The 23,222-nt window shown below is 31.1% G+C and carries 19 protein-coding genes; 15 read left to right on the top strand and 4 right to left on the bottom strand.

Annotation, left to right across the window (positions count from 1 at the left end; genetic code table 11):
• The first annotated feature begins 126 nt into the window (after nt 1-126).
• The 4 genes from D1815_RS05505 to D1815_RS05490 all read left to right on the top strand — a co-directional run bounded on the left by D1815_RS05505 (nt 127) and on the right by D1815_RS05490 (nt 3,693).
• Nucleotides 127-1,185 (top strand): AraC family transcriptional regulator, encoded by a 1,059-nt coding sequence (locus tag D1815_RS05505; RefSeq protein ID WP_120650570.1) that lies wholly within the window; start codon nt 127-129, stop codon nt 1,183-1,185.
• A 116-nt stretch (nt 1,186-1,301) separates the two neighbouring features.
• The gene (locus D1815_RS05500; RefSeq protein ID WP_118386251.1) at nt 1,302-1,715 is read left to right on the top strand and encodes a nuclear transport factor 2 family protein; all 414 of its coding nucleotides are present in this window, start codon (nt 1,302-1,304) and stop codon (nt 1,713-1,715) included.
• Nucleotides 1,716-1,874: 159 nt separating this feature from the next.
• The gene (locus D1815_RS05495; RefSeq protein WP_118386250.1) at nt 1,875-2,447 is read left to right on the top strand and encodes a TetR/AcrR family transcriptional regulator; all 573 of its coding nucleotides are present in this window, start codon (nt 1,875-1,877) and stop codon (nt 2,445-2,447) included.
• 103 nt (nt 2,448-2,550) lie between these two features.
• Nucleotides 2,551-3,693, top strand: a complete 1,143-nt coding sequence (locus D1815_RS05490) for an MBL fold metallo-hydrolase (RefSeq protein ID WP_233557672.1) — start codon at nt 2,551-2,553, stop codon at nt 3,691-3,693.
• 16 nt (nt 3,694-3,709) lie between these two features.
• On the opposite strand, the gene D1815_RS05485 is transcribed toward D1815_RS05490, so the two are convergent.
• Entirely contained in the window at nt 3,710-4,321 is a 612-nt protein-coding gene (locus D1815_RS05485; RefSeq protein WP_118386249.1) for a DEAD/DEAH box helicase, read from the bottom strand.
• Between the two features lie 298 nt (nt 4,322-4,619).
• On the opposite strand from D1815_RS05485, the gene D1815_RS05480 reads away from it, so the two are divergent.
• The 5 genes from D1815_RS05480 to D1815_RS05460 all read left to right on the top strand — a co-directional run bounded on the left by D1815_RS05480 (nt 4,620) and on the right by D1815_RS05460 (nt 9,971).
• Entirely contained in the window at nt 4,620-5,474 is an 855-nt protein-coding gene (locus D1815_RS05480; protein ID WP_118386248.1) for an AraC family transcriptional regulator, read from the top strand.
• 102 nt (nt 5,475-5,576) lie between these two features.
• Nucleotides 5,577-5,912, top strand: a complete 336-nt coding sequence (locus tag D1815_RS05475) for a nuclear transport factor 2 family protein (protein WP_027391428.1) — start codon at nt 5,577-5,579, stop codon at nt 5,910-5,912.
• 20 nt (nt 5,913-5,932) lie between these two features.
• Nucleotides 5,933-6,784 (top strand): enoyl-CoA hydratase/isomerase family protein, encoded by an 852-nt coding sequence (locus tag D1815_RS05470; RefSeq protein ID WP_027391429.1) that lies wholly within the window; start codon nt 5,933-5,935, stop codon nt 6,782-6,784.
• Between the two features lie 74 nt (nt 6,785-6,858).
• Nucleotides 6,859-7,812 (top strand): 2OG-Fe(II) oxygenase, encoded by a 954-nt coding sequence (locus D1815_RS05465; RefSeq protein ID WP_118386247.1) that lies wholly within the window; start codon nt 6,859-6,861, stop codon nt 7,810-7,812.
• Between the two features lie 233 nt (nt 7,813-8,045).
• Nucleotides 8,046-9,971 carry a hypothetical protein gene (locus D1815_RS05460; RefSeq protein ID WP_118386246.1) on the top strand — a complete coding sequence of 642 codons (1,926 nt, stop codon included), beginning with the start codon at nt 8,046-8,048 and terminating at the stop codon, nt 9,969-9,971.
• Nucleotides 9,972-10,132: 161 nt separating this feature from the next.
• On the opposite strand, the gene D1815_RS05455 is transcribed toward D1815_RS05460, so the two are convergent.
• Nucleotides 10,133-11,701, bottom strand: coding sequence for a lytic polysaccharide monooxygenase (locus tag D1815_RS05455; protein ID WP_158594490.1), 1,569 nt, complete (start codon nt 11,699-11,701; stop codon nt 10,133-10,135).
• Between the two features lie 698 nt (nt 11,702-12,399).
• Between D1815_RS05455 and D1815_RS05450 the strand changes: the two genes are divergently transcribed.
• The 3 genes from D1815_RS05450 (at nt 12,400) to D1815_RS05440 (ending at nt 15,479) form a co-directional block, all read left to right on the top strand.
• Complete coding sequence (locus D1815_RS05450; protein ID WP_118386245.1) at nt 12,400-13,425, top strand: sensor histidine kinase; 1,026 nt, start codon at nt 12,400-12,402, stop codon at nt 13,423-13,425.
• A gap of 14 nt (nt 13,426-13,439) precedes the next feature.
• Nucleotides 13,440-14,198 carry a LytTR family DNA-binding domain-containing protein gene (locus tag D1815_RS05445; protein WP_118386244.1) on the top strand — a complete coding sequence of 253 codons (759 nt, stop codon included), beginning with the start codon at nt 13,440-13,442 and terminating at the stop codon, nt 14,196-14,198.
• A gap of 114 nt (nt 14,199-14,312) precedes the next feature.
• Nucleotides 14,313-15,479, top strand: a complete 1,167-nt coding sequence (locus tag D1815_RS05440; protein ID WP_118386243.1) for an aspartyl protease family protein — start codon at nt 14,313-14,315, stop codon at nt 15,477-15,479.
• Nucleotides 15,480-15,641: 162 nt separating this feature from the next.
• On the opposite strand, the gene D1815_RS05435 is transcribed toward D1815_RS05440, so the two are convergent.
• Both D1815_RS05435 and D1815_RS05430 read right to left on the bottom strand, forming a co-directional pair.
• The gene (locus D1815_RS05435; protein WP_027391435.1) at nt 15,642-16,337 is read right to left on the bottom strand and encodes a LytTR family DNA-binding domain-containing protein; all 696 of its coding nucleotides are present in this window, start codon (nt 16,335-16,337) and stop codon (nt 15,642-15,644) included.
• Between the two features lies 1 nt (nt 16,338).
• Nucleotides 16,339-17,331: a sensor histidine kinase gene (locus D1815_RS05430; RefSeq protein ID WP_118386242.1), complete on the bottom strand. Its 993-nt coding sequence runs from the start codon at nt 17,329-17,331 to the stop codon at nt 16,339-16,341.
• Between the two features lie 176 nt (nt 17,332-17,507).
• Here D1815_RS05430 and D1815_RS05425 point away from each other — a divergent pair, with 176 nt between their 5' ends.
• From D1815_RS05425 to D1815_RS05415, 3 genes are all read left to right on the top strand, one after another.
• A complete protein-coding gene (locus D1815_RS05425; protein WP_118386241.1) occupies nt 17,508-18,749 on the top strand; it encodes a serine hydrolase in 1,242 nt (413 codons plus the stop codon).
• Nucleotides 18,750-18,812: 63 nt separating this feature from the next.
• Nucleotides 18,813-20,798, top strand: coding sequence for a serine hydrolase (locus D1815_RS05420; protein WP_118386240.1), 1,986 nt, complete (start codon nt 18,813-18,815; stop codon nt 20,796-20,798).
• A 107-nt stretch (nt 20,799-20,905) separates the two neighbouring features.
• Complete coding sequence (locus D1815_RS05415; RefSeq protein ID WP_118386239.1) at nt 20,906-23,209, top strand: S41 family peptidase; 2,304 nt, start codon at nt 20,906-20,908, stop codon at nt 23,207-23,209.
• Nucleotides 23,210-23,222: the final 13 nt, after the last annotated feature.

Genomic DNA, 23,222 nt, shown 5'->3' with positions numbered 1-23,222 from the left:
AAAGATGCTTCGGTAATTAATACTGAAGCATCTTTTCTTTTTATACTTTGTGAAATTTTTGAGTAAGTAAGATTGTTAATAATCTGAAATAACATTTCTTATATTTGTTATACTAACAGTCATCATTTGGAATTCAGTAAAAATTTATTGTTTTTTTTTAGTGCTTTAGGAGCCTTTAACGGACTCTTTCTTAGTCTTTATTTTGGGTTTCTAGTTAAGAATAGGAGCAGAGCCACTCTTTTTTTAGCAGCTCTTTTATTTGTAATAAGTGTTCGTGTTACTAAATCAGTTTTCTTAACGTTTTATCCAGGTACATCTTCTGTATTCGTTAGTATAGGTTTAACAGCCTGTTTTTTAATTGGCCCATTTTTATATCTATATACCAAAATTGCTATAAACCCTCACAAAGTTCATAAATGGAATTGGTTATTTCATATTGTTCCGATACTTATATTTATGATTATCATTAGTATTGAATATCCCTATAGAGAATACAAACACTTGTGGTGGCTTAGTCCACCAAGAATATTTGGTTCCCTTTTATTTATCCAATGGACAACCTATACAATCGCAGCTATATATCAATCTAGGAATAGGTTTAGGAAACTTTGGAGTAAAACAGAGAAGATTACTACGCTAGATTTTTGGATCATTAATATCGTTACAGGTGGTTTTATTATTTGGTTAGCATATAATACCACAACATATACTTCTTATATTGTTGGAGCACTGTCATTTTCATTTACCTTTTACATTACTTTGGTTATTTGGATTATAAAACGAAGAAATAGTACACTTACGTTTCTTACACCTATAGTAAAATATGCTAATAAAAAGATAGACCAGGAAAAGGCATCTTCTATTGCCGATAGATTAAATATCTTGTTTGAAAAAGATGAAATACATCGTGACCCTAATCTAAAGTTATCTGATGTTGCTAGTAAGCTAGATATAAAACCGCACGAACTATCTCAGTACCTTAATGATAATCTTGGCTTAAGTTTTTCTAATTATATAAACAACTATCGCATAAAAACTGCCACAGAACTAATTCAAACAAATACACTACTTACTTTAGAAGCAATTGGTAATGAATGCGGTTTTAAATCGAACTCTACTTTTTATACCGCTTTTAAAAAACAAGAAGGAATGACACCATCTCAGTTTAAAAAATCGTGTAAATGATATGTGTATTTTTCTGCGGAATTATAAATCCGTAGAACATCAACTCGTTTTGTATAATGATTTTTGAAGTTTTCAAATAGATTAGCATACTAAATCAATCTTTTAAAAATCGAACAATGAAAAAATTATTGCTATTATCTGTATGTTTAATTAGTTTTTACATAACCTCTGGGCAATCAGACAAAGATCAAATCACTGAAACTCTTCTACATTATATAGAAGGAACCGCAAATGGAGCACCAGAAAGAATAAAAAAAGCCTTTCATAAAGATTTAAATTTATATTCTATATCTAATGATACTTTGAGTATTAGATCTGGTAAGAAGTATATTAGTTATTTTAAAGAAGGTAAAAAACGGGAAAGAGTTGGTAAGATAGTTTCAATAGATGTTGTAAATGATGCAGCTATTGCAAAAGTAGAAATCGATGTACCAACTAGAAAAAGGCTATATACCGATTATATGATGTTACTAAAGGTAAAGGGTACTTGGAAAATTATCCATAAATCATATACTCATATTAATTACTAAGCAGGCCTTAGTCATGTAATTGTATCTCTATAGTTTGATGGTTGTTTTGTTTTATGTCTTCAAGTATATTATTATATAAATACGATCCAATTATTAATTAAATCAAATCTATAAGGTAATAATCGAATATATATTCGATTATTACCTTATATTTGCATTGTGAGAGTAAAAGATGAGCATAAACGAGAGGCAATTATAGCACACACCTTGGATATTGTTTCCGAAAAGGGATTTGCTGGTATAAAAATGTCTACGTTGGCTAACAGAATTGGTATTTCGGTCTCCACATTGTATGTCTATTATAAAAACAAAGATGATCTTATAGTATCCATAGCAAGCGAGTTAATAACTAATATTACTAAAAATAGTGTTCAAGATATTACAGAGGATATACCTTTTAAACTTAGAATGAAAGCTGTTTGGTTATACTGGATTAATTTTAGTATAAATCACAGTAAAGAGATGAATTTTATAACACAAGTAAAAAAGTCGCCGTACTATGAAAAAATTCCAACGGCAATAATAGAAACCAAAAACAGAATTGGAACTAATTTATTTGAGTTAGGTAAGAAAGAAGGACTTATTAGGGATATTGATAATGAAGTTTTGGAAGCTACAATTGGAGCACTGTTATATGAAACTGTTAACCTAATTATAAATAAGAAAATACAGTTAAATAAAAAGGACACGGATATGATGTTTTCCTTTGTTTGGAATGCTATAAAAAGTTAATTTTTTTGTTCATAAAAGAATATTTATTCGATTATAAAGAATCTTTTACATACTTAAAAATTAAATATCCAGCTAATGAAAGATAAGAATCTTAAAACAACTAATGAAAAATAATTTTTTTAAATATTTAAAACGGATGATTGCAGGTATAGGAATTCTTGTTGGCATAGTGCTACTAATAGCTATTTTGTTTATTAATTTAAGTCCTGAGTTTGGAGGTAAGGCAACAGATGAGCAACGAGATTCATATACTTCTTCAAAAAATTATAAGGATGGAAAATTTATAAACACTAATGAGGTAAAGCTAGATATGAGTCTAAGTGATATGGGTAAGAGTCTTATTGGATATTTAAAATCTCAACCGAATACAGTACCCAATGATAATTTACCTATTAAAGAAGTGGATTCTTTGGATATTGTAGAGTTTAAAAAAGAGTCGAGTCTTATTTGGTTTGGCCATTCGTCATTTTTGTTACAGGTTAATCATAAAAACATATTGATAGATCCTATGCTTGGAAATGTACCAGCACCACATCCTATGTTAGGAGGAAAACGTTTTAGTAAAAGCCTTCCGATAGAAATAGAAAAAATGCCTAAAATAGATGCTGTTCTTATTTCTCACGATCATTATGATCATTTAGATTATGGTTCTATTCAGAAACTAAAAGATAAAGTAACTATGTTTTACACACCATTAGGAGTTGGGGCTCATCTACAAAAATGGGGAATAGAAAAGGAACGAATTATAGAATTAGATTGGTGGGAAGAAATTATGTATGAAGAAATAAAATTCATATGTACACCTGCACAACATTTTTCTGGGAGGGGCCTAACTGATAGAGCAAAAACATTGTGGAGTTCTTGGATAATTCAATCGGATAAAGAAAATATCTTTTTTAGTGGTGATAGTGGATATGCGGATCATTTTAAAAAGATAGGTGAGAAGTATGGCCCATTCGATTTTGCTATGATAGAATGTGGCCAGTACAACGAAATGTGGCCAGATATACATATGTTCCCAGAAGAGACTGCACAAGCGGGATTAGATGTTAGGGCAAAAGTAATAATGCCAATTCATTGGGGTGGTTTTAAGTTGGCAATGCATACTTGGAAAGATCCTATAGAACGAGTTAGCAAGAAAGCTAAAGAATTGAATATTAGTATGGTTACTCCAATGATTGGAGAATCAATTTTTCTAAAAGAAAACAACAATCTGAAAAAATCTTGGTGGGAAAATATTGAGTAAATACTATAATTGAGTGTTATACAAATATTTTTTTAGAATACTCCATAAAACTATTTTCAAAACGCTTTAGTTTAGGATCAAGCTTTTCTGAATATAAGACGAATTGACATTTTTTAATACCACGAGTAATAGAAAGGAGTGCAGTATACGCTGCATTTTCAGTCAAAAAACCTGCATCATCAACACTAAATATTTTTAATTGCGAAACACTTAATCCATTAGCTAATAGTAACTTATTTAGTGTTACGGGTGTCGAAATAAGGATATCAAGTCCTTCGAATATTTCTGATTTTTGAAGATCAATATGTAATTCCTCGTGACTTAAATATACTCGTAAAGAGTTATGCTTGGTATATTTTAAGAACAAATCATACAATTCTGTGGCTTTTTCTTTGTTTTTTACAAGCACGATTGCTCTAGGTGCATTACCAACAGCAGTACATTTTAGTTTATGTAAAATAGTAAGAATAAGTGTAGTCGTTTTACCTATATCCGTTGGACCACTGCAAAATACATTAGCGCCACTTTTTATTACAGGAATAGCTTTAGTTTGAAAAGGTGTCGGCAAAGTTATATCTAAGTCCGAGAGCTTTTCCTGTATATCAGCGTGTAATTTTTTAAAAGGCATAGAATTATAAGAGATATCTTTTTAATATAATTTCTCGACAAATATACTACCAACAAACCGAATAAATTAATATTATTACCTGAACTGTGGACTGGTTTCCAAATAGCTATAACTGAGAATTTACAATAAAGATAGTGTAGATGCTAAAATCCTCGTTTTTTACTAAAATCACAAGTGTTTTTACTAATTAGAGCTTTTTTATCTAACTATATTTGTTTTACAAAATGAGTAAAACGCTAATTTCGAAATGTTTGATTTTTAAATTAGTTGTAATGCAAAAATTATAGTTAGTAAAATAATGCCTAGAACTATATTCCAAAATATTGTAATTCAAAAATTTGAGGAAGCAACATCTTTAGCTTTTTGTAAATACACTCCCATACGTTTTTTCGAAATTCTACATATAGAAAAGGGTACAGGAACTATTGTTATCAATAATCACAAAGTTAAGTATAGTGATAATCAACTATTCATCTTAATACCTAGTGATCAATATAATTTAGAAATTGAAACCCCGACAACAGTTTCTGCTGTAAAATTTCTAAATAGTTTTTTTAGTAGCTCTAGCTTAGAAGAAAATGAATTACAACGAAAAGAGTGGTTTAGAAGAATAGAAATAATTTTACATAGTGCAGATAGAACATCTAATTTAAGGCTAAAGTTCAATACTGATCAATATAGTTTAAACTCTTTGTTTTCAGTATTGTGCAATGAATATAATGATGAGAATTTAAAAAATGAAGTCGTACTAAAATCAACGATGCATACTATTTTACATATTATTTCTAGAAATGTAAATTTTATATCTTCAAAAATGTCTAGTTCTAAAATTCAGGACATTATTAATTATATCCATAGTAATATTCATGATTCTGAAAAACTAACAAAAAAGGAATTAGCAAATCAATTTCATATTTCAGAAAATTACATTAGTCAATATTTTAAAAATAAAATGAATATTGGTTTAAAGAAATACATTCTTAATTACAAATTGAAATTAGCAGAAACTCGCTTAAAATATACAGATTTAACAGTTACAGAAATTTCTCAAGAATTGGGTTTTACTGATAGCAGTCACTTAGATAAAACCTTTCTTTCTTATAAAGGAATAACGGCAAAAAAATATAAAGCTAGTTTGAGTACTACCCTATAATTATAGATTCCTCATTTTTTACTAAATCATCTTTTTTTCTTACTAAATCTAGGCTCTAGACTCAGCGTAAATTTGAATTATAATTCATAAACAATAGTTATAATGAAAAATTCACAAGAAGTATTTGAGAGCCATATGAGGGCTGTTGACACATTAGAACCTTCTAAAGTAGCTGAAGATTATACGGATGATGCAATCTTCATTACGCCGGAAAAAACGTATAAAGGAAAACAAGCAATTTTCGATTTTTATAAAGAGTTCCTTCCAAATTTTGATGGTTTTAAGTTTAAAATTATCAAACAAGAAGTCCACGATAATGTAGTGTATTTCGTTTGGAACGGAAAAAACACACATCTAGATATACAACTTGCTACAGACACTTATATCATCGATAATGGAAAAATAAAGCAACACACATTTGCCGCAATTAATAATTAACACTTTTAAATATATACACAATGGACTACAAAAATTTTCAAACATTCACAGCAGAACAAAAAGGCGGAATTTTAACAGTAGATATCAACTTTGGACCTGTAAACGTACAAGGACAAGAAATGTTAGCGGACTTAAGCAGTTTATGTCTTCGTTTAGAACGAGATAGAAGTGTAAAAGTAGTTGTTTTTCAATCTTCTAATCCAGGATATTGGGTATGTCACTATGATACAAATCTCCTAAGGGATATGTCTGAAGAAGCTGTACCAAGAAACGAAGTAAAACTACTTGATTTACAATCAGTATTAGAGCGATTAAGTAATGTGCCACAAGCTACTATAGCAAAAATAGAAGGTTTTGCACGTGGCGGTGGTCACGAGATGGCATTAGCTTTAGATATGCGTTTCGCAGCACGTGGCAAAGCAAAATTTATGCAAATGGAAGTAGGTATGGGGATTTTACCATGTGGTGGTGGAGCATCTCGTATGGCAAGACAAGCAGGATTGGGTAAAGCACTAGAAATTATTTTAGGAGCAAGAGATTGGGATGCAGACGAGGCAGAAAAATTTGGTACAATCAATAAGGCTTTAGATGCAGATGAAATAGGAGCTTATGTAGATGCATTAGCAGAACGTATTTCTAAATTTCCAGCTGAATCTATCGAAGCTTGTAAAAGAGCTGTTTATGCTTCTATCGATTTACCTATCGCTGAAGCATTACATGAAGAAGCCTATCAATTGTTTCAAGCAACTAGCAAAACACCAGCAATAAAGCGATTTACAATTGCAGATGAAAATGGAGCACAATTTGACCACGATAATCAAAAGAACTGGGAAAATATGTTAATTGATTTACAGGAAATCCAAAGAGATTAAGAATTGATTTTATTCAATAATTACAATGGATGCTCAAAAATACCGGGCATCCATTATAAAAAAATAGTATTAAAATGAAAAAAAATAATGCACTCGCACAGGCTCGTGCGCTCACTCTACCATCTCGTGAAGCATCGTTAAAACGTGAAGTATCTGTTTCTCAATTTTGGAACAGCAACCGAAAATTGCTCGAAAATGCATGGGCAGAATGGGAAATCGAAAATAAAGATCATTTACTTATTCCGGATGAAACATTACTCGACCCAAGCTTGCTACAAGCTATTAATGACGCGTGGGAAAACCCAGAAAAAGAAAATGTTGTTGCCGACTTATGGAAAGAAATTATTCCAGGTGTTTATTCTGCGCAATTTTTTAATCTTGATCGTTTAACAGAATTTCGTGATTATCTAGAAGCAGTGATAAATTCACAAATTCCTAAACGTCCACCATATGGTATCCAATTAAATCGTTATGGAGTTATGCTTGACCCACGCTCCGAAGGACATCTCGCTGCACCTAATTTTCAGGCATTTTACAATGATATAATGAACCGTTATATGCGTCCGATTGCTCGTTTGTTATTAGGTACTTATGGCTATGATAGCCAAACATTTGGTTTTTCCATTCAATACAACCCGGATAAAGATAAAGATTTGCATGCGCATACTGATGCTTCAGCTGCTACTTTGAATATCAATATTAACTTAGCTGATGAAGAATTTACAGGTTCACAAGTTGATTTTCATGATAAAACTACTGGAAAAATTGTACAGACTATTTTTGAACCGGGTAAAGCAATAATCCATCGTGGTGATGTCCCACACGCTACACACCCTATTACCAGTGGACAACGCAGCAATTTGGTTGTTTGGTTATATGGAGATCATATGCAGATCCCTAGAGGTAATACAAGCAGTTATGGTAATTCTGATAATTCGATATCTAAATTTGATGAACCAAAAAATATAACAGCTCATCAACGTTGGAGTATACCGGACGCACCCAAAGATACTTTTGCGCCATTTTAAAAAGTCTAGTTAATATCTACTTGTATCAAGCGCTATATTGAATTATCAAGTTATCGCAGAAAGGTATAGGAGTGAAGTGGAAGTATATCAAAAAAGGTTATTTTTTCTCGTAGTTTTCGTTTTTCTAGAACCATTTAGTTTTTCATTAGTTCACCTTATTGTTTGCTTTATTATTATTTAGAAATTAATAACTAACTTGCTAGTAACTAATAAACTAATTAACTACCTAAACGATGAAAAGTTTTTTAATAGCTTCTCTCGTCCTTTTTGTATTATACGGATGTGAGCAAAAACAAAAAGCCCCAGACTCAACGCCAACAACGGATACTTTCGTCAAAATGACTAAAGCCGATAGTATTGTTAGTAGAACATTCCCAGATCCTGATAGTCCTGATCCAAAAGTCATGCGGGTGTATGAAAAATTAAACTTTGGCAATGGATATAATAGCTCTACAGGACAAGAGTATTTCGGTGTTTTTGATTTTGATGGTATTGTTAAGGGAGCGGAAATATCGGCAGGAGCCAGAGGAAACACAGGACAAATTACGGTAGATCGTGTTAGCACACAAGAAGAGTTAAAAGAATCATTAGATATATCTGCAAAGGCAGAGTTGGATTTTACCTTAGGTAATTGGAGCTCTCAAAATGAGCTTAAGGTCAATGTGCTTAATGAAACAGAGTTTAGTAGTTTTTCTGATCATTTATTAATTAAGGCAGAATATGTAAATGAACCACTGGTCTTGATCCAACCGAAAATAAAACCAGCTCTCATAGAATTGGCAAAAAATGATCCAGAAGCTTTTATACGTACCTGCGGTGATATGTTTGTTAGCAGAATTTATACTGGAGGTGAGTTATTTACCTTATATACTATGCATACTCGTAATACTAGAGAAAAGGAAAAAGTTGATGTGTTTTTTAAAACTACAAATCAATACCTAGGCGTAAAAGTCAATGGAGAAATTAATGTGGAAAAGGTTAAAGAAAAACAAGAAAGTACAAAAAGTATTAATACTACAATTATTTCTAGAGGTGGTGGTCCAACACCTCGTGATCTAAATATAGAATCATTTTTAGAATATGCTGCACAATTTAAAGAAGATGTAAGTGCAGACAAGCGCGCGGTTATTTTATATGTAGAAATGAGTCCATATGAAAGTATTGCAGGTTTTCCTGATATTGATTTTAGCCAAATTAGAGTTGTACAGCGAAAGGTTTTAGAAGATGCGGGACATCTACTAGCATTAGTTAAAGAAGCTAAAGGTAATATAGAATTTGTAAGAAATAATCCGGATTTGTTTTCCGAAGAGGATTTCACTCAGTGTGATATTGAGGAAGATTTAGCTTCAAATTATGAATCATTATTACAAAGAATGATAAGAGATTGTCGAGAAGATCCAAATTCCTGCTATATAGACGATTTATCCATTTTTAGGGACTACGAAGGATTTAAACCTGACATCGAACTTCCTGAATGGGACGGAGAGACAACACCTCTACCATTGGCTACAGATCAAGGTTGGACAACCGTTTTTTCAAATACTCAAAATGATGCACTTATTTTGTCAATTCAGGGTGATATGGAAATAAAGAGAAATGATAAAACTACAGAAATAGATTGCAGGCAACCCACCCATAAAATAGATAAACGTTTGGTTTCTTATTATAACGAAAATGACACTTTCTGGAAATTTTTATTTGGTGGAGCGCATTATGTACCAGTTTATGAAGAATATACATATCCCTATTACCAAGTACAATATGTGAGTAAAGAAACAAACAAAATAATACAAACATTAAACTATAATGGACCGCTGAAGCCTATTAATGATGTAGAAATCAGAATACGATTAGTTAACCCAAACACGCGGTTATTATTTAAAAAAGGCAATGAATATGTTGCTGTAAGTCCAGATATTATAAATAAAATAGGTTACAAAGCTTCTCCTTTTTATAAAACTATACGTTCTTGTCAGATGGCACTTCCAGTTTCTGCAGTTATTGCGGATGAAAATACAAAACCTAGAAAAGAAAAAAGAACTCCCAAAATGATGAGTTCAAATATGCAAACAGTAGATAGAAATATTAACCGTCCTGCAGTAAAATTAATAGATGGCGTCTATCAATATGATTATTCTGAATACTGGAAAAATAACTAATATTAAAGGTTCTTGTAAAGTTAAAAAGTATGATTTTTATATTAATAGAGTAACATCCATAAGAATAAATAAAGGCAGCAATACTAAATTGCTGCCTTTATAAGTATATAAAATGCTGTAATGAACATTAAGAACCTTACAGTGGGATTCTAATTTGATCCTTACTCATTTACAATAACTTTGGTCATTGATTTCTCTCCTATTTCAGATTCTAAAGTAATTATATATAAACCATTAGAGAGATTACTTACATCAATAGTGTAAGTAGACTCATTGTTTATACGATGCGACTTCAATACTGCACCTGTTGGACTTAATAGTTTTATGATAGCTCCATTAAGCTTAGAAGTTCCTGAAATATTTATCACTGAATTCGAAGGATTTGGAAATGCGGTAAGCCCTAATTCATCAAAAGAAGTTACCGATAACGTAGTTGCACAAGAGGGTTCGTTCGGTGTTAAACTAAAATATATTGTAAATCCTTCAGTTTTAGAAACCATCACAAAATTACCATTATCAACTGTTACAAAATACGAACCATCTAATCCTGCTATTCCACTATTAGTAAAGGTAACTTCTGGATTATCATCAGCAAAAGTCTGTGGCATTTGTACAAAAGATGTATAAGTACTTGTAGTTTGATAATCAAAATTATATAGTCCTTGGTTGTTTAAATCCCAGTTGATGAAAAACTTATAAATATCACTAAAATCAGGTCCATTATCACCAATCACATATACATAATTATAGGTTTCGTTTAAGGAAGGTAAGGCTGCTGCTCTTGGAGTATCAAAAGGACAAACAGTTTCTTCACATTCTGGATCTACTGTTAAACTAATTGTTTCTGTAGCTCCACTGCTAAACGTTCCATCACTAACAGTTAAAGTAACTGTAGCACTGTTTAAATTCGAATATGTATGAGAAACTTCAAGACCTTCTGCAGTGGTTCCATCTCCAAAATCCCAAGAATAGGTCAATTGATCTCCATTAGGATCATAAGAATCTGCTGCACTGAAAGTAACATTAGAGCCACCACATCTTCCATTATCACTTGTAAAAAGAGCTACGGGCGGTAAAGGTTCTGTTGTTGCTCCAAAATCAATATCACTTGTAGAGTAAAATGCCTCAGCGGTAAGTGATCGTTGCCAGATACTATAAAGGACGTGTTTACCTGTTCTTTGCGGTAATATAACATCTATATCATCAACAGATGCCGCTGGTCTTGGATCTGTTTCTACAAGGAGTTCTAGACTATCCCAAGTTAGTGGCTGATCTGGTGTCCAATCTGCCTTTGTTATATACACTCGGTAGTATAAGGTTTCATGTGGAGCAGTGTTGGTCCAGGTTACAGTAAGAGGGCCTGGAGTAACAGGTGTTACTACCCAATCATTTCTTACTTGATCTAATCCGCCATATTTGTCTGGACGTCCGGCACTGGCAAGATTTCCATCCATAATGATATCCATATGCATTCCGCCGGCATCCATTCTGGCAACTTCGTTCCAATCGTATAAAGCTTGTGTACCCCAACCAATTACAGCATCTTGGCAAGCAGGAGAATCTGGGCTTTCAGGACCTTCCTGAAAACAAGCCCAAACACGACTCGGTGGACTGGTTACTGTCCCATGCGGAGAGACAGGTTGTACAGAAGTTAATACTAGGCAGAGACAAAGCCAAGTTTGCCAATGCTTTCTTTTTACATGTAGGTTTTTTAGAGTATTTCTATTCATGACGAGTTAATTTGTGTTACACGATGATATTGTAGTATTACAATAATCATAATGTCTTCGTAACTTAAATTTTAAGAATTTATTGTGAATAGGTTTTGGATGAATCGAAATAGAAGGTTATGATTTCATACGCCTAGTATATTATATAAAGTAAAAACCACTTTAATTTACGATACTATCATTGACATTGACTTTTTTTTGAAGGCTCTTCAATAAAGTTACTGTTTTATTTAATGATATATAAAACGGAAAAAATGCAGATGTTATAAATTATTTTATAAAAAACAATCGAATACAATAAATAGTTACAGTGTACTAATTATTTTCAGGAATAAGGGGTGTTTTTAGATTTTAGTTTATGGAATAGGAGAGTAGGGGAACTCACTTTAGCGAATAATGATTTCAATTAAATAACAGAAAATAACGAATGCTTTATATGAAATCGATCTTATTAAGATACCATTTAAAATGGATTTTATCCTATTTGATCTTTTTTCATTTTTTTAGATTTTCATTTTCAGATAATATTGCAAGAATATATCAATAACTCACAAGGCTCTCATTAATGGTTTTAGATAGAGGTATAAACAATTAGGTCTTTTCATGGCTAAAATTATTGGAAGAGTTAGAAAAGAAAACAATCATTTAAAGATCGAAAGTATATTAATTTTTTATCTTACTAGTCATTAAAACCTTTGATGAACTCTATTAAATTTAACAAAACAGATTATCAGCTTTTGGCAGTCTACTTTTTAGTCTACTGGGTTTGGAATGGTTTTCATCATTTTTATGATACAAATACATTTTCTTTTACAGAATATTTTATTAGTATTCCAATAAGGATCATTCAGATGATTGTATTGTTATGGTTTATTAAGTGGGTCATAGAAACTTTCCTAATTAAGTATAAAAGTTACGTAGGTTTATTTGGAATTGGTATATCTGGTTTGTCTGCTATTGGCTTTTTTTTCTTCTTGTTAAACAAATACTACATTCCTTTTGGTTACATAAAGTGGGAAGAGTTGCCTTCTATTGGTAAGACTATTCTTTTTAATGTTGAAGATTCTATTATTAATGTTTCTATTCCTTTAGTGTTAGTATTCGGAAAAAAATATTATAACTATCGAGAAGATCAACTCAATCGAATTAACTTACAAAAAGAGCTTGAGTTAAAAGTGTTACGTGCGCAATATGATCCACATTTTTTATATAATAACCTCAATACTATTGATGCTCTAGTAGATTATTCTTCTAAAGAAACTATTAAAAAATATATTTCGAATTTAGCAGCATTATATCGCTATCTTATTCATAAAAAAGATGAAGAAGTTGTTTTACTTAATGAAGAATTATCTCTTATAAATAAGTATTTTTTTTTAATAGAAACTCGCTTTGAAGGTGATTATAGTTTTGAAGTTTTTAGAAATGCTTCTAATAAAAATAAATATATACTAAATGGTGCTTTATTGACGTCTATTGAAAATATAATAAAACATAATACTGCGGATAATAAAATCATAATTAGAACACAAATTCATATCGAAAAGGATAAAATTAGAATTGAGAACAACAAATCTAATGCGATCAACATAAAAGAATCTTTAGGTACTGGTTTAGAAAACTTAAGAAAACGCCACGAGTTATTAGGAGATAGAACCATAGAAATAATAGAGGATAAACAAAAGTTTATTTTAGAAATACCTTTACTTAATGTAATAGATTAATACGGCATATTATAATGACTATTTTAATTATAGAAGATGAAAAACCCGCTTATAAAAAGCTATTAAGTTATTTAGTAAATTATTTAGGTGATAACTTTATGCATACTCATGTTCGTTCTGTAAATGAAGGTATTGAAGCGTTAACAAACTCAAATACTTTTGATCTAATTTTTGCTGATATTAAAATATTAAAAGGAACTTCATTTGATATTTTTAGTCAAGTGACTTTTTCGACACCTATTATTTTTTGTACAGCCTATAATGAACATTTATTCAAAGCTTTTCAAACAAATGGGATTGCTTATGTTTTAAAACCATATTCTCAAGAAGAGTTAAATGAAGCAATTAAAAAGTTTGAAACACTTTTTAATACAAAACCTTATAATAAAGACATTTTTAATGACTTTAAGTTATTATTAGAAAGTAAGGAGAATGTATACAAAAAGCGATTTGTTGTAAAGAAGAAAGACGATATAAAACTTATTGATGTTGAGACGATATGTTTTATCGAAGTGTTTGGGGATTTGTGTAAACTATACGACACTAAGGGCATGTTTCATATCATTTCTAAGAATCTAGGAACAGTATACGATGAATTAAACCCCAATCAATTCTTTAAAATTAACCGAAGTCAAATTGTGAATATTAATTTTATAGAAAGTATTTCGCCTCACAGTAAAAATAGACTGTACCTCAAAATCAGTAATATAAAAGATTTAGCGGTCACAAGTACATCTACAACTAAAGCATTTAGGATATGGTTAGAAAACTAATAATTAATCGTCATTTTATCCCTTTTCATTCTATCATTATATAGCTTCACCTTTTTTCTGTTTTTTCGCGCTCAGTAATGCTGCAATTTAGTATCACAACTAAAATGTACATCAATGAAAACGTATTTTACAATCACTTTAATTTTATTTCCTTTAATAATTTTTGGACAAGACAAACCCATTGATCAAATTCCATTTACAATAAATGATAGCGGACTTATAATTATATCATTAAAAATAAATAAAGTGATGGTTTCTGATTTTGTAATGGATACTGGTGCTTCAGTCACAGTTATTGATAATAGTGTCGTTAACCAATTAGGATTACCATTACAAGATCAACCTACTCAAATCACTGGGGCATCAGCCGTTAATAATGATATAAGAAAGACACAAAAGCAGCGAGTGTCATTAAGTAACAATATTGTACTAAAAAATTTAGAAATGTATGTCTCAGATTTATCTCGTTTGGCCGATATTAAAGGGATCATAGGATATGATATCTTCAAAAATTACGTTACTGAAACGAACTTCGACACAAAAACAATTTATTTTTATAAACGAAAAGGGAAACCTGACACTAAAGGTTATAAATCGATTCCTTTTACTGAAGCATTTTGCACACCTGAAATAGATATTTCCGTTTTACTTTCTAATAATGAATCATTGTCTGGCAAAGTGCTTTTCGATACAGGTAATGTGGCATCACCATTTATATTTAACGAGCCGTTTACAAGTAAGTTGAATATGGTATCGAAATTTGAAAAACTCATTATTAAAGAATCTGAAGGGATTAATTCCAAAGATAAAACTAAACAAGGTATTGTTAAAAATATTAAAATTGACAATTATACTTTTTCAGAAATACCAGTATCTCTTTCAAAATCAAAAAAGGGAATGTTATCTAAAGAAGCTTATATGGGCATCTTAGGATTAGAATTCATAAGTAAATTTAATTTTATATTAAACTATAAAAAAAAGAAAATCTATTTAAAACCAAATAAATCATTTAAGGATCGTTTCGATTTTCCATTGAGTGGTATTATTCTGAAATCAAAAAGAAAATCTATATTTATTAAATCCATTTATCAACCTAGTATGGCCTATGATAAAGGTTTAAGAGCTGGTCAGCAACTAATTTCTATTGACGGTATTAAGGAAAAAGACAAACAATTTTACCAAAAAGCGTTACGCAGTGAAGACAAAGTGGTGTCCATAACTGTGCAATTAGAAGATGGCACATTAAAGACAGTACAAATTTTATTGAAACGATTAATTTGATTTTAGAAGCTATAGGAGATGTATGTTTATTAGTTCTGTATTTTCTTTAAAAGTTTACTAATTAAATACCAAAGAATACCTTTTATTAAAACGAGAATGTATTTAGCCGATTAGAAATGTAGGAGGGAAGCATTCTATGATGTGAAAAGGGAATTAGCTATTTCATGATTTCGCTAAAACTTCTAATTTTTCAAATACAATAACCTTATACATAGCGCTTACAGGCACTTTTTTATCTTCAATTAATAAATTGGTTTTAGTAGCTTTTGAAACTCTGTTTAAATTAGCAATGTATGATTTATGTGTGCGTTGAAAATCTGTAGATAATAAAGTAGTGATATTAATGAGTGTCTCTGAAATAAGATACATTCTAGAATCAGTAAAGATTTTCAAATAATTTCCAAAACTCTGAATGTATAAAATTGATGTAAATGAAATATTAACCGGTACACCATCATGTTTTATTTGAAGTTCTTTATTTGGACTATTCTTTTTAGGGGCTGTTATTTTCGATGCCGAAACTTTATTTATAGCTTTTAAAAAGCGTTCAAGCTTTATGGGTTTCAGTAAATAATCTACAACGCCATAATTATAACTTTCTAACGCATACTCCGAATAAGCTGTGGTAAGAATCACTTTAGGTGGTTTTAATAGAGAACGCAAAATTTCCATCCCAGTAAGTTCAGGCATTTTTATATCAAGAAAAATAAGATCAACGTGATTTTGTTGAATGAAATTGATAAATTCAAGAGGATTTCCAGTATTAACTACAATATCAAAATTCTCAATTTTAGAGCAGTACTCTTCTAGTACATTACGTGCTAATAATTCATCATCAACAATACCTATTTTTATCATATTACACCGTTAGATTAATAGTTAAATTTACATGATAATCATTTGCGTTATCAATAATATCCAATGTGTGAGCATTAGCGTACAATAAACCCAAACGTCTTCTTACATTTTCAAGCCCTAGGCCATTTCTATTTGATATTGGAATCATAGTAGGCTTTGAATTAACCACATTAAAATGTAGCGTAGTGTTTTTTATAGTAACAGAAATATCAATTTTACTCCGTTCATTGGTGCTTTGTGCACCGTGTTTAATAGCATTTTCAACAAAAGGGATCAATAACATTGGTGAAATTTTTAATCCAGAAAGATCACCTTCAATCAAAAACTCAATAGTACATCGTTTACTCAGCCTTTTTTCTTCAAGCAATAGATAATTTTCTATAAACTCAATTTCTTCTTTTAATAAAACCGCTTCTTTTTTAGAACTTTCTAATTGATAACGCATTAATTCTGAAAGCTGCATGACAAGATCAGGAGTTTCTAGAGATTGTTGTCTAGAAAGTGAATAAATACTATTCAATGAGTTAAATAAGAAATGAGGATTCACCTGCTCTTTTAAATAAATGAGTTCCATTTCTTTTTGCAATTTTTCTTTCTCAGCATTTTCTCTTTGGATGATCATATTTCTTCTTAAAAAAAAAGCAGCCATACCAGTACCTGTCGTATAAAAATGGAATAAAAAAGTTTTAGTAACACCAGGCCAGCTATTGTTAGCAAAAGCTTCTACATAGGCAATAAAAAATATACTCCCAATAACTAAGAGTACGTATATAATATATCTTTTCTTATCAAAAAAGTAAGGAATAAGAATAAAATGATTTATCCAAATAGCTGCCATAATATTAATGGCATATTTAAGTGCCCATAAAAAAAAAGAAAAAGTCGAATCATATCGATCTATGATCATCCATCCACTTAGTAATTCAAGGATGAGCACCAATACAAAAGCTCCTATGTTAAGGAGTATTGTACGCTGTAAGGACTTTTTAATCATAAACTCATTTAAAAGCTAATAAAGATAGTATCTATAAATGTTAATCATCTTAATTTCTTTATAAAACGGGTATATCAATGACGAAATGGTTTTGTCATTTAATTGTTGTGCTGATCCTTTTAAGCGATTAAAGCAGAGATTTTGATATAGATTTATTGAACATTTATAAATAATTTATGAAAAACAGTATTCTAATTCTCTTAACTATAGTTTTTTTTATCGCTTGTAAAGACGAGGAAAAAAAACATGCTAATACTATAAATACAACAAGTCCAAAATATGAAACGTATAATTATGTTGGATTTACAAAAGAAGAAATTTATGGATTCCATAAACGTATTTATGAAGGAGGCAATTGGACAGAATATGGTGATCTGGAACGATATTATTATTTAAACTTCTCCGAAATAAAAGAACACTCGCGGATACTTAGGTCAGATGTACCAAAAATACTAGAAGAAACACCAAGAGATGATGTAAAAAATTTTATTACACCAACAGATTTGAAAAAAGGCAGTGGGCTATCATTAAATGACTATGTACAGCAAGTAGAAGTGAATGGGTTAATTATAATTCATAAGGGCAACATCGTCTTTGAAGGTTATCCGAGAATGTTCCCAACTGATCTACATATTAATATGATAATAACTCAAGTTTTTGTGAGTACTTCAATAGCCATCTTAGAGGATAACCATTTAATCGATACTAACCAACCTATTGATTACTACTTTGATGCCCTTAAAGGTTCTGGTTGGGAAGGAGTTCCAGTAATAGATATTCTTTCTATGAGCTCCGGAATTGATCGTGTACCATTAGAGAACTATGAGGTTAGTTTTGATCCAATTAAAGATTTAGCTACTGCAAAAGCATCAAAACCTTCTGGAACAGAGTATCAATTTAGCAATGCCGATACTATGGTATTAACATTACTGGTTGAAAAAATTAGTGGCCTTACCTTTCGCGATTTTGTAGAACAGGAAATATGGAAAAAGATAGGAGCAGAATCTAGTGCCCTTTTAGGAATCAATAAAAATGGAACCTCTATTTCATATGCGGATGGTATGTCTACAACACTTAGAGATCTTGCTAGGTTTGGTCTTGCTTTTACGCCTAGTGGTAGAAAGAGCGCAAACCCAATGATTTCTGATGCGCACTTATTTAAAATTCGAGATGTTAATAAAAACCTCAATAAGTCAAAGGATCCAGAGGAAAAGAAATATAGTAGTTATCAATGGGGTGCAGTGTACGAGGATGGTGATTTTTATAAAGGTGCCCATGGAGGTCAAGGTCTTTATGTATCTCCTTCTAAAGATTTGGTTATTGCATTTTACGGAACATCAAATACTGATCGCCAGAGGAATCAACTGGATGTCATTTCGCGACAGCTTTCCAAATCCGGACTGTTTGATCTTGAATAAAACAACATATAAGAGATAGTGTGTCAGTTATTTAAGCTTTAGTTAATTATTAAAAGAATAAACATGAATACAACGAAGTTATTAATATTATTATGTATCATTTCGATACAAGTCATTGTTGCGCAAGAAAATAATGCAAATGGAAATTCAGAAATAGTGAAAGGATCACCCTTAGTATCACCACAAATACAAGTAATACCAATAAAAGACTCTAAAAATAACAGACAATATGAGCTTTATATAGAATTGCCTGAAGATTATTCTGAGAACACTAATAAGACCTATCCTGTCCTTTATTATACAGATGCTGTGTGGCATCGCGAAATACTATCTACTTGCCAAGAATATATTCTTGAAGATGTTATTCTAGTTGGAATTTCTTGGCAATTAGACATAAACTCAGCCCTAAAAAAAGAGAGAGGAGCGCATGTGAGTAGGTTTCGTGATTACTCGATAAGCAAACACAGCAATCCAGAAATTCAAGCAAAATACCAAATGGGTCAAGCCAAAACACATTTAGGCTTTATTCGTGATAATGTCATTAAATATGTCGAAAATACCTATCGTTCTGACCCAAATAGTCGTACGTATTTTGGGTATTCACTGAGTGGTGAATTTGGTGCATATATACTAATGACTCAACCTGATACCTTTAACAATTACATTATTGGTAGTCCAACGATTAAAGATGAAGTTGATTATTTATCTGAACTTAATGCTGAATTTGGACCTTTTGAGACGTCAAATAGAAACTCGAGTCTGAATGCTAATGTTTTTATTTCATATGGTTCCTTAGAAAAAGAGATAGAACCCATCGACACATTTGTTAAATTATTAAAGGATAGAAGAGATGGCGGTTTGGCCGTATTAAAAGAAGTGATTGATGGTACTCATGGAACTGCATTCCCTACAACAGCAATTCGCAGCGCCACTTGGTTGTCATCAATAATTAATCCTATTTCAAGTGATAATTATGACGTCTCATTCTGGGATATGGCGCATCTCAATAATGCATTTGTTACTACAACTCCAGAAGATAGAAAAGACGGGGTATTAGTGGACACATTAGCTGTGAATACTAAGGATCGAAACGCAATTCTTACACTTTCTCAGGAGATTTTTGAAGGCATACATGGAAGCTATGACGCAGTCTTGGTTTCTCACAAAAACAAATTAGTTTTTGAATCTTATTATAAAAAAGGACGTATTAACATGCCTCATGGACAAGCATCAGCAGTAAAAGCGTATACTAGTTTAGTTCTAGGAAGAGCGATTCAAATGGGATACCTATCCATGGAAGATTTAAACAAACCTTTGATTAGTTTTCTAAAAGATATTAATCCTAAAAAAATCACTAAAGGAGCCGAAAAAATTACACTTCATAAAGCATTGACTATGCATGGAGGATTAGCTATAGATAACGATACTTGGAAAGATATTGAGAAGGATTCCATACGATTAAAAGGTCAAGGATTGGTTCAGACGCTTCTGGAGCAAACCAAACCAATAACGTCAGAATCTCAGACATATTTGTATGGTAATTTTAACCCAATGCTAGTCATGACTGTTATTGATGCAGTCGTCCCTGGAACCGCTGAGAATTTTATTAAAACTGAACTACTTGATAAACTTGGTATTACAAATTATAAATGGTCTAATCATATTAGTGGATTGCCAGAAGCAGGTTGGCGCGTAAGTATGATGTCGCGGGATATGATTAAATTGGGTAATTTGGTTCTTAATAAAGGGAGATTACGTGGCGAACAGCTTATTTCTGCAGAATACCTTGCTACAGCCACTAGTGGTATTGTGAAGCCCACAGAGGATTGGATGCCTAAAGACTATCGTTATGGATACTTTTGGTATCAAACACTCATAAAGGTAGGTGATAAAAGTTATGATGCCTCATTTGCTTGGGGTGGTGGAGGACAACGTGTAATAGTCATAGCAGCACTCGATCTAACCATCGTTATATCTGGCCATGATAAAGAAGACAATATAATGACACCAATTTCTGAAATTATTATCCCTGCATTTGATTCGAAATAAATATAATTGCCATAATATTAATTATTTATGTTGATGAATATTAATATAAACTAAAAACATAGTTCAAACTATGTTTTTAGTTTATATTTGCATAAAACTCATCAATCATGAAAAAACGTCTATTTCTTTTCTTCTTAGTTTTAGTAGCACAAGTAGCAGCTCAATCTGATACGATTAAATATTTTAACCATTTAATTTTTCGAGAAACACCATATTCAAAAACAGAAGGTAGGATACCTATAACCCAAGACGAAAGTAAAAACACCAATCATTTTAAGTTAACTTATGATGCTTCAAACCGACTTATTCTTATTGAATATCTATATAAGAATAAGCTTATCGAACTAAATAGGAGTGGTATACTTGATGGCAAAAGAGCTTTAGCTCCCAAAACCAAAATTGAATACATCGGTAATGAAGAAATAAGAACATTTTTTAATTCAGATGGTGAATCCACAGCCAACGGAATGGGAGTGTTTAAAGAAGTTTATGCCTATAACAAAGAAGGGAAGCGAGTAAGCTTAAAATTTTATGATAAAAATGATGCTCCTATTAATAATACTTGGAAAATATTTGAATACAAATGGAAACACATTAAAACGAATACCGTATTAGAGACCAGAAAAGATATCAGTGGAGCTAATGTACCAATGCGTCCTTATTATAAGTTTTATAATGTAGTATATAAGTTCAATGCTAATGGAATATTGTTAGCCATGAATAATGTAGATAAAGACCTAAATTTAATAAATGACGAAACAGGAATAGCTATAGATAAAGCTACATATGACGAGTATAATAATTTGGTTAGTTTCCAATTTTTTAATGCAGAAAATAAACCTGTTATCGGTTCGTTTTTAGGAACTGCAGGAGGATTTGCCACTTATGATAAAAAAGGAAATTGCTTAAAATATGCTTCTATTGATCTAGATGGAAATTATATGTTGGATAAAAGAAATAATGATGCCTATTCAAGATATAAATTTGATACTACTGGTAATTTAATTGAGCGTAGTAGTTTTGACATAGATAGTAAAATACAAAAAAAACGAGGTGTAACCCGTGTAAAATATGTTTATAATCAAGATGATTCGGCAGCATTATTAAAAACAGAATATCATCATACTATACCTATTGCAAAGATTAAAGATTCGGTCTTTATAAATCTCGATAGTACCATTGAAAGAGAAAAATTAGTAACAGATTATAATCAACTATTAACAACCTTAAAACAGCATCCCACTCAATTTGAGTTTATAGATAAAGTGTCTTATACTAATTTAATAGATGCACAACGGAAAAAACTAAAAGACTCAATGACGATAAATGAATTCTATCAAGTAGTAGCTCCCATAGTTGCAAGTTTAGGATGTTTACATACGCGCATAGTTGATAATCGATTTTTTAGCGTACCATATAAATATTGGTTACCGTTGATCGTATGGTTTGAAGATGGTAAAATGTATGCTATAAATAATTGTATCGAAAATATAGCAATGAATGTTGGTTCCGAAATAGTAGAAATTAACGGAGTTGCTGCAAAAAATATATATAAGAGTTTAAAAACAACGATTTCTGCAGACGCTTTTAATGAGCACTTTTATAGAGGAGATTTAAACATCAATTTTTTATATTATTATCACAGTTACTTCGGTTTTAGTAGGACTTATAAGATAAAATTTAAACCTTACAATACCGAAAAAGAAATTACTACTACATTTTTTATTGATGAACCTGCGCCAGGTTATAAATCTAAAATAATAAATACACCTAGGTTAAGTTTAGATGTAAAAAAAGAACATAAGACTGCTATTATAAGAATTAAGAATTTTAGTTATTTTCCAAGAGGAAAACAAAATATTGATTTTTTCAAAGAGAAGATTGACGTTTATATGAAAAAAATCATAGAGGAAAATATAGAGAAAGTAGTTTTAGATTTAAGAGGGAATAGAGGAGGAAACCCTGCTTGCACGAATCACTTATTGTCATATATCACTAGTAAGGAAATAAACTTTTATGAAGATAATGAGTTAAATAAAAGAAGAAATAGACCTGCAATTGTAAAACCAAAAACAGATAATACCATAAGTAATAAAAATATTTTTGTCATAACCAATGGTCGTTCCGCATCTGCTACTGCTCAAATGTTAGCGGTTATAAAGCACAATAAGTTAGCGACTATACTAGGAGAAGAGACCGGAGGAACGTACAGTACACATCCCGGAAGAAGAGTAAAACCTTTAGAAAACACAAAACTAGTTTTACAAATCGGGACAGAAAGAGAATCAGTGAATGTGCCAAAACTACCACTTAATAAAGGAATAATTCCGGATAAAAAAATAGAAATGAAAATGGAAAATATTTTAAAGGATAATGATTTAGTATTAGATTATATTTTTAATCTTAAGTAATACAATAGATATA

It is taken from the genome of Aquimarina sp. AD1 (assembly GCF_003443695.1).
Lineage (GTDB): Bacteria > Bacteroidota > Bacteroidia > Flavobacteriales > Flavobacteriaceae > Aquimarina > Aquimarina latercula.
The sequence above is the reverse complement of the archived record's forward strand: the minus strand, read 5'-3'. Positions and strand labels throughout refer to the sequence as shown.